Source organism: Pseudodesulfovibrio karagichevae (assembly GCF_041414475.1).
Taxonomy (GTDB): Bacteria; Desulfobacterota; Desulfovibrionia; order Desulfovibrionales; family Desulfovibrionaceae; genus Pseudodesulfovibrio; species Pseudodesulfovibrio karagichevae.
This window is the reverse complement of the sequence record NZ_JBGLYH010000102.1, coordinates 1-8,216: the sequence shown is the minus strand read 5'-3', so window position 1 is coordinate 8,216 and position 8,216 is coordinate 1. Positions and strand designations below refer to the sequence as shown.

Sequence of the window (8,216 nt, the reverse complement as noted above, 5' to 3'; positions counted from 1 at the left end):
GTATTTGAAAGAGTGCGAATTCAGGTTTAATTACGGCTCCCCAAAAGAGCAGTTATCTATCCTGAAAAAATGGATAAAAAGGCACAACGCGGCATAGTTATCTATGTCAGCCCCAAAAGTTTTGGAGGGTCCAGGGAACCTTTTTCAAAAGGTTCCTTGGCCGCCGGAGGCATTCTCATGACCAAGATCGTTTCCCGTTTCGCGCCGAGCCCGACCGGGTTCCTGCACATCGGCGGCGCGCGCACCGCGTTGTTTTCCTGGCTGCTGGCCCGGTCCCAGGGCGGCGAGTTCCGCCTGCGCATCGAGGACACGGACCGCGAGCGGTCCACCCAGGAGGCCACGGACGCCATCATCGACTCCATGCGCTGGCTGGGGCTCGAGCACGACGGCGAGATCGTCTTCCAGTCCGAGCGCGCGGACCGGCACGTTGAAGTCATCGACCAGCTCATCGCCTCGGGCCACGCCTATTACTGCGACTGCAGCAAGGAGGACGTGGACGCCATGCGCGAGAAGGCCATGAAGGAAGGCCGCAAGCCCAAGTACGACGGCACCTGCCGCGACAAAGGGCTGACCTCGGGCGTGGTCCGGCTCAAGGCCCCGCTGGAGGGCGCCACCGGGTACAAGGACATGGTCAAGGGCTTCATCTCGGTGGAGAACACCGAGATGGACGACATGATCCTGCGCCGCTCGGACGGCACGCCGACCTACAACCTGGCCGTGGTGGTGGACGACCACGACATGGGCGTGAACCGCGTGCTGCGCGGCGACGACCACGTGAACAACACCCCGCGCCAGATCCTCATCTACCGCGCCATGGGCTGGGACGTGCCGGAGTTCGGCCACGTGCCCATGATCCTCGGCCCGGACAAGAAGAAGCTTTCCAAGCGCCACGGTGCGCTGTCGGTCATGGAGTACGAGAAGATGGGCTACCTGCCCGAGGCCGTGACCAACTACCTGGCCCGGCTGGGCTGGTCCCACGGCGACCAGGAGCTGTTCACCATGGACGAGATGGTCGAGCTGTTCACCACGGACGGGTTGGGCAACTCGCCGTCGGTCTTCGACCTGACCAAGTTCGAGTGGGTCAACGGCCAGTACATGCAGAAGGCCGATCCGGACCGGCTGGCCGGGCTGCTCTGCGACTTCCTGGCCCGCGAGGTGGGCGAGGAGGAGGCCAAGGCCGTGACCCGCGAGCGGTTCGCCCTGATCGCGCCCCTGTTGCAGCCCCGGGCCAAGTCCGTGCTCGACATGCTGGAGCAGGCGCGCCCGTTCATCGTGGACGTGTCCTTTTTGCCCTACGACGAGGCCGCCGTGCAGAAGTTCCTGACCGCCGAGACCAAGCCCATGCTCGAGGAGATCGCCGGGCGCATGGAGGGGCTCGCCGAGTTCACCGAGCCCGCCCTGGAGGAGCTGCACAAGGGCTTCATTGAGGACAGGGACATCAAGTTCAAGGTCATCGCCCAGCCGCTTCGCGTGGCCATCACCGGCAAGACCCAGTCTCCCGGCCTGTTCGAGACCATGGTCGTGCTCGGCAAGGAGCAGACCCTGGCGCGCATCCGAAGGGCCGTGGAACTGTAGATTTTATCGCGTCCGCGAGACGAGGAAGGCCCCCGCCGGAAGGAGAGTCCGGCGGGGGCCTTTGCTTGGGGAGGTGTGTATGTCCATTAGCTGTTGCGGAGCTCATCCTTCATGGCGCGGTACGTTTCCCGGTCGATTTCACCGGATGCGTACCGACGTTTGAGGACATCCACCGGCGTGCCCGGTCCCGAATGTGTGGCGGGTTTCCGAATCAGGCGCACCGTGAAATATATGATCAGGCCCAGGATGAGGAGCGGGACGATCCCCCCGAAAGGAAGTCCCAACCCCATGCTCATGTTGCCGGACCAGCCGCCGAACCCCGCGCCGTGCCCGAATCCCGGGCCGGAACACCAGTTTGCGAATGTGGTCAGATACTGCATGAAGCCTCCAGAGCGTGTTTGTTTGGAAGTAGCATGGACCGTGCCAAACGACTTATGATATTATTTCAGTAAGTTGCCCGTTGGGGCTTTGGGCGGTGGAAGTGCAAAGGTGCAACCCCTTGCGTACAGGGGGGACGACATTCTGCACAATGGAGCAGGAGCGGGGGAGAGGGGGACTTGCGCCGCGATACGGCGAATCCCTGGCGAGCGGTCGGGTGGGGGCTCAAGCCGCCGGGCGCAGGACGCAAAAAAGTTGCCGCCGAGATATCGGCGGCAACTTCTCACACTCGAAATGTGTTGCGGCGCTTAGGCTTCGGGCTTCTGGGAAGCCACCGGCTTGACCACGGCACCATTACGGATGCAGCGAGTACAGGCCTTGATGCTGACAACCTGGCCGGACTCCAACTGGTGGCGGACCTTCTGCAGGTTGGGCATGAAACGGCGTTTGGTCTTGATATGGGAGTGGCTGACGTTGTTGCCGCTCTGGGGACCCTTTCCACAAATATCGCAAACCTGGGACATTGCGACCTCCTAATGTATTCTAAGGAAATAATTCGTTTTCGCTCGTAAAAGGCCGCCGGATCATGGTAGCTTCTCCAGGCAGCGGGAGAGAATCCTTACCGAGCCCGGCAACAAATGGCAAGGGTTTTTTTCTTGACAGGGGATTTTATTACCATATAGGAAGCACCGGTTGTCCGGCCGTGGGGCCTGGCCGCACCGGGACGAATCGGACCGGGAAAAACGGAGAAAACCATGGTTGAATTCTGGCTGACTATCAGCGACATTGCCGCAGAGGGCCGAGGCTTCACCTTCGACGACCAGAACTTCTGGCGCGAGGCGTGGCGCGAATTCGATCTGGGCATCCGTCCGGACCGCGACCTGGTGGCCGAGTACACGGTCATGCCCCAGTCCGACGACGGGGCGCTGGTGCGCGGCGCCCTCAAGGGTTCCGTCCGGCTCGTCTGCGACCGGTGCGCCGAGCCGTTCCCCTTTGAGATCGACACGGCCTTCGACGCCTACGAGCAGTTGCCCGACGGCGAGGAGACCGACGACGTCCCGCGCATACGCCTGGACAACGGCCAGCTGCAGCTCGACATGGGCGCCATCCTCTGGGAGGAATTCGTCCTGGCCCTGCCGTTCAAGCCCCTGTGCGGCGAGGGCTGCAAGGGCATCTGCCCCGGCTGCGGCGCCAACCTCAATACCGGCAAGTGCACCTGCCAGCCGGAAGAGGGCGACGAAAGGCTTGCGGTTTTCCGCGACTTGAAGATAAAGTAACGCCCCTTGCCCGGGGCCACGGTTTCCGGGCATTCGGTTGAGAACAAATCAATACGAGGTATATATCATGGCAGTCCCCAAGAAGAAAACGTCCAAGTCCCGCAAGGGCATGCGCCGTTCCCACGACAACATCGCCGCTCCCAACGTCATCTACTGCGAGTGCGGCGAGCCCACTCTGCCCCACCGCGCCTGCTCTGTCTGCGGCTCCTACAAGGGACGCCAGGTCATTGACGGCGAAAATGCCTAAGACCGAAGACGCTCGGGTTCCACGCATCGCCGTGGACGCCATGGGGGGGGATTTCGGGCCCGGCATCGTCGTGCCCGGTGCGGTCAGCGCCGCGCGCGAAGGCATCGCCATCGTGCTCGTCGGCGACGAGGGAAAGGTCCGGGCCGAGCTCGACAAGCTCGACACCAAGGGGCTGGACATCGAAATTGTCCATTGCTCCCAGGTGGTCGAGATGGACGACAAGCCCGCCGACGCCCTCAGGCGCAAGAAGGACTCCTCCATCCAGGTGGCCTGCCGTCTGGTCAAGGAAGGCAGGGCCAACGGCGTGGTCTCGGCCGGCAACTCCGGCGCGAGCGTGGCCTGCGGCATGTTCGTTCTCGGGCGCATTCCCGGCGTGCAGCGCCCGGCCCTGGCCGGCATCCTGCCCACCGAGAAGAACCCGGTGGTGCTCATCGACGTGGGCGCCAACGTGGACTCGAAGCCCCAGCACCTGCTCCAGTTCGGCCTCATGGCCGACGTCCTGGCCCGGCACGTCCTGGGCATCGAGGACCCGTCCGTGGGCATCCTGTCCATCGGCGAGGAGGAGGGCAAGGGCAACGCCGCCGTGCGCGAGGCCTTCGATCTGCTCAAGCGTTCGCAGCTGCGGTTCATCGGCAACGTCGAGGGCCGCGACATCTTCACCGGCGAGGTGGACATCGTGGTCTGCGACGGCTTTGTCGGCAACGTGGCCCTGAAGCTGTCCGAGGGATTGGCCCGTTCCCTGAGCCGCATCCTCAAGGACGAGCTCAAGTCGAGCTGGCTGTCCATGCTCGGCACGCTGCTGTCCTTCGGCGCGTTCAAGCGGTTCAAGAAGATCGTGGACTACGCCGAATACGGCGGAGCGCCGCTGCTCGGCCTGCGCGACATCGTCATCGTGGCCCACGGCAAGTCCAACGAGCTGGCCATCACCAACTGCATCCGCATGGCCGCCACCAGCGTCCGCAACAATGCCTACGGCCACCTGGCCGAAGGCGTGGCCGCCCACAAGGGGCTGGCCGACAAGCCCGACAGGACCGCGGCCTGACGCATCCCGCGCCGAGCGGAATGTGAAAGATCTTGCGCAGCTTGACCGCGCCGTACCATTGTCATAAACACCCACCCATGACTCATTTCATCCTTCGCGGCTTTGGCCTCTACGCCCCCGAAAAGGTCCTGACCAACGCCGATCTCGAGAAAATCGTCGATACCTCTGACGAGTGGATCACCACCCGCACCGGGATCAAGGAACGGCACCTCGCCGCCGATGACCAGGCCGCTTCCGACCTGGCGCTGGAGGCCTCGAAACAGGCCCTGGAGGAGGCGGGCATCGACCCGTCCGAGCTGACCCACATCATCTGCGCCACCTTCACCCCGGATTCCGTGATCCCTTCCGCCGCCTGCCGGTTGCAGGAGCGGTTCGGCATCACCGGCCAGATGTGCATGGACGTGCAAGCGGCCTGCTCCGGTTTTCTCTACGCCCTGCAGACCGCGCGCGGCCTGCTCTGCCTGGAGCCCGAGTCCAAGGTCCTGGTGGTCGCCAGCGAGGTCATCACCCGGCGCATGAACTGGGAGGACAGGGCCACCTGCGTCCTGTTCGGCGACGCCTCGGGCGCGGCGGTCCTGACCGCCGGACAGCCCGGCGACGGCCCCGAGGTCCTGGACGTCATGCTCGCCGCCGACGGCTCCCTGGGCGACCTGCTCACGGTCAACGGCGGCGGCTCGGCCTACTCCTACAAGCTGGGCGAACCCGTGGGACCCGAGTATTTCGTCGAGTTCCAGGGCCGCGAGGTCTTCAAGCACGCCGTGCGCAACATGACCGAGATTTCCGAGGCCATCCTCGAACGCAACGGGCTGGCCAAGAGCGACGTGGACGTGCTCCTGCCGCACCAGGCCAACTACCGCATCATCGACGCCGTGGGACGCCGCTTCGACATCCCCGAGGAACGCGTCTTCTCCAACATCCACAAGTACGGCAACACTTCCGCCGCCGCCATTCCCGTGGCCCTGACCGAGGCCGTGCACACAGGATTCATCAAGCCCGGCGATCTGGTCCTCATCCCCGCCTTTGGGGGCGGGTTCACCTGGGGCGCGGCCCTGATCCGGTTCTAGATTTTTAAAACAGCTGTTTGTTTGCTTTTTGCGGACAGATGGGGAATAAACTTTTTGGTTACGATCCCGGACCCAATTTGCAGTCCGTGACCAATTGGTATATGGGGTCCTGACCACAAGAGAACGACAAGAGGGTATGAGATGAGCGATCTTCCCAAAGTCGCCCTGGTTACGGGCGGTTCCCGAGGCATCGGCCGCACCGTGGCCGAGAAGTTGGCCGCCGACGGCTTCGAGGTCTACCTGACCTATGTCAGCCGTCCCGAGGCCGCCGACGAGGTTGTGGCGTCCATCGAAAAGGCGGGCGGCAAGGCCCGCGCCTTCCAGCTCGACTCCGGCGACCGCGACGCCATCGCCGCGTTCTTCAAGGACGAGATCAAGGGCAAGGCCGAGCTCGCGGTCCTGGTCAACAACGCGGGCATTACCCGCGATGGGCTGATGATGCGCATGAAGGACGAGGACTGGGACAAGGTCATCCACATCAACCTCACCGGCTGTTTCGCCTTCCTCAAGGAAGCCTCCAAGATCATGGGCAAGCAGCGCTTTGGCCGGATCATCAATATTTCGTCCATCGTCGGCCAGATGGGCAACGCGGGCCAGGCCAACTACTGTGCGGCCAAGGCGGGCCTCATCGGCCTGACCAAGTCCGCCGCCCGCGAACTGGCCGGGCGCAACATCACGGTCAACGCCGTGGCTCCCGGCTTCATCGAGACCGACATGACCGCCGAGCTGCCTGAAAAGGTGGTCGAGGCCATGCTCGAACAAATTCCATTAAAAACCCTCGGGCAGTCCGAGGATATCGCAGCCGCCGTCTCCTTCCTGGCCGGCCCCGGAGCCGGATACATCACCGGCCAGGTGCTGGGCGTGAACGGCGGCATGTACATGTAATCAAGCAAAAAACTCATTTGTGTAGTGGAGGAAACTATGTCCGACGTAGCAGCGAAAGTGAAAGAGATCATCGTGGATCAGCTGGGCGTGTCCGAAGACGAAGTCATCGAAAGCGCCGCGTTTGTCGAAGACCTGGGCGCCGACTCCCTGGACCTGACCGAACTGATCATGGCCATGGAAGAGGAATTCGACCTGGAGATCGACGACGAGGAAGCCCAGAAGATTCTCAAGGTCGGCGACGCCATCTCGCACATCGAGAAGGCCATCTAAGCTTGACCGAGTAAAAGTACATATATTGTGAGCGTCTTACGCACCTCGGTGCTGTAAGACGCTCCTTTTCGTTACCCAACCCAGACACATCAACGGGCAGGTATTATGAACAGGGTAGTTGTTACCAGTGTTGCCGCCGTCACGCCGCTTGGCAATGACGTCGAGACCAGCTGGCAGAACCTCCTGGCCGGAAAATCCGGCATCGGCCAGATCACCAAGTTCGACACCACGGACTATGCCACGACCATCGCCGGCGAGGTCAAGGATTTCGATCCGACCGAGTTCATCGGCAAGAAGGAAGTGCGCCGCATGGAGACGTTCACCCAGTACGCGGTGGTCGCCGCCGGCATGCTCTTCAAGACCGCCGGCTGGACCATCCCCGTGGAAGAGCGTCCCCGGGTCGGCACCATCATCGGCGTCGGACTGGGCGGAATCCAGACCATCGAGGACTGCCACGAGAAGCTGCTCCATCGCGGGCCCAAGAAGGTTTCGCCCTTCTTCATTCCCATTCTCATCGCCAACATGGCCGCAGGGCAGGTCTCCATCGAGACCGGCGCCATGGGCCCCAACATCTGCACCACCACGGCCTGCGCCTCGGGTACGCACGGCATCGGCACGGCCTACACCGACATCGCCATGGGCCGCGTGGACGCCATGATCTGCGGCGGGTCCGAATCGACCATTTCGCCCCTGGCCGTGGCCGGGTTCAACGCCATGAAGGCGCTGTCCGTGCGCAACGACGAGCCCGAGCTGGCCTCCCGTCCCTTTGACAAGGACCGCTCCGGCTTCATCATGGGCGAGGGCTGCGGCCTGCTGCTCCTGGAGAGCCTGGAGCACGCCCAGGCGCGCGGCGCGAACATCCTGGCCGAAGTGGTCGGCTACGGCGCGTCCGGCGACGCCTACCACATGACCGCTCCGCCCGAAGACGGCGCGGGCATGGCCTACGCCATGGCCGCCGCCATCCGCGAGGCCAAGGTGGACCCCTCGGAGATCGACCACATCAACGCTCACGGCACCTCCACCTACCTGAACGATCTCTGCGAGACCCGGGCCATCAAGAAGGTCTTCGGCGACCACGCCTACAACATCAAAATCTGCGCCAACAAGTCCCAGATGGGCCACCTGCTCGGCGCGGCGGGCGGCGTCGAAGCGGTCTTCGCCGTCAAGACCCTGGCCGAGGGCATCATCCCCGGCACCGTGAACCGCGAAACTCCCGACCCGGAATGCGACCTCGATGTCTGCGCCGACGGTCCGCAGAAGATACAGGCCGAATACGCCCTGTCCAACTCCTTCGGATTCGGCGGCACCAACGCCTGCGTCCTGTTCAAACGCTTCACCGGGTAACCGACGATTACAAACCCAAAAGGGCCGCTCAAGCGGCCCTTTTTTTTATGTCTCCGACAGCCGGGGGAAGGGGGAAAGGGAACCCTTTGAAAAGGGCTTCCCTTTCCCCCTTCCCCCGGACCCCCATCCCCTCT

The 8,216-nt window shown here is 63.2% G+C and carries 10 protein-coding genes; 8 read left to right on the top strand and 2 right to left on the bottom strand.

Going from position 1 to position 8,216, the window contains the following annotated elements; translation table 11 throughout:
- Positions 1 to 177: 177 nt before the first annotated feature.
- Positions 178 to 1,575, top strand: a complete 1,398-nt coding sequence (gltX, locus tag AB6M95_RS19055; protein ID WP_371388327.1) for a glutamate--tRNA ligase — start codon at positions 178 to 180, stop codon at positions 1,573 to 1,575.
- A gap of 86 nt (positions 1,576 to 1,661) precedes the next feature.
- Here gltX and AB6M95_RS19050 read toward each other — a convergent pair whose 3' ends face one another.
- Both AB6M95_RS19050 and rpmB read right to left on the bottom strand, forming a co-directional pair.
- Positions 1,662 to 1,955, bottom strand: coding sequence for an SHOCT domain-containing protein (locus AB6M95_RS19050; RefSeq protein WP_371388326.1), 294 nt, complete (start codon positions 1,953 to 1,955; stop codon positions 1,662 to 1,664).
- Positions 1,956 to 2,261: 306 nt separating this feature from the next.
- Positions 2,262 to 2,477, bottom strand: a complete 216-nt coding sequence (gene rpmB / locus AB6M95_RS19045; RefSeq protein ID WP_338668185.1) for a 50S ribosomal protein L28 — start codon at positions 2,475 to 2,477, stop codon at positions 2,262 to 2,264.
- Positions 2,478 to 2,708: 231 nt separating this feature from the next.
- On the opposite strand from rpmB, the gene AB6M95_RS19040 reads away from it, so the two are divergent.
- The 7 genes from AB6M95_RS19040 (at position 2,709) to fabF (ending at position 8,082) form a co-directional block, all read left to right on the top strand.
- Positions 2,709 to 3,230: a YceD family protein gene (locus AB6M95_RS19040; RefSeq protein ID WP_371388325.1), complete on the top strand. Its 522-nt coding sequence runs from the start codon at positions 2,709 to 2,711 to the stop codon at positions 3,228 to 3,230.
- A 67-nt stretch (positions 3,231 to 3,297) separates the two neighbouring features.
- On the top strand, positions 3,298 to 3,477 hold the full coding sequence (rpmF, locus tag AB6M95_RS19035; protein WP_371388324.1) for a 50S ribosomal protein L32: 180 nt from the start codon (positions 3,298 to 3,300) through the stop codon (positions 3,475 to 3,477).
- Positions 3,470 to 4,519, top strand: a complete 1,050-nt coding sequence (plsX, locus tag AB6M95_RS19030) for a phosphate acyltransferase PlsX (protein ID WP_371388323.1) — start codon at positions 3,470 to 3,472, stop codon at positions 4,517 to 4,519. Before rpmF ends, plsX begins: the two co-directional genes overlap by 8 nt.
- Before the next feature lie 77 nt (positions 4,520 to 4,596).
- On the top strand, positions 4,597 to 5,583 hold the full coding sequence (locus AB6M95_RS19025) for a beta-ketoacyl-ACP synthase III (RefSeq protein WP_371388322.1): 987 nt from the start codon (positions 4,597 to 4,599) through the stop codon (positions 5,581 to 5,583).
- A 141-nt stretch (positions 5,584 to 5,724) separates the two neighbouring features.
- Complete coding sequence (fabG, locus tag AB6M95_RS19020; protein WP_371388321.1) at positions 5,725 to 6,468, top strand: 3-oxoacyl-[acyl-carrier-protein] reductase; 744 nt, start codon at positions 5,725 to 5,727, stop codon at positions 6,466 to 6,468.
- 36 nt (positions 6,469 to 6,504) lie between these two features.
- A complete protein-coding gene (locus AB6M95_RS19015; RefSeq protein ID WP_371388320.1) occupies positions 6,505 to 6,738 on the top strand; it encodes an acyl carrier protein in 234 nt (77 codons plus the stop codon).
- A gap of 105 nt (positions 6,739 to 6,843) precedes the next feature.
- Positions 6,844 to 8,082, top strand: coding sequence for a beta-ketoacyl-ACP synthase II (gene fabF / locus AB6M95_RS19010; RefSeq protein WP_371388319.1), 1,239 nt, complete (start codon positions 6,844 to 6,846; stop codon positions 8,080 to 8,082).
- The last annotated feature ends 134 nt before the right edge of the window (positions 8,083 to 8,216 follow it).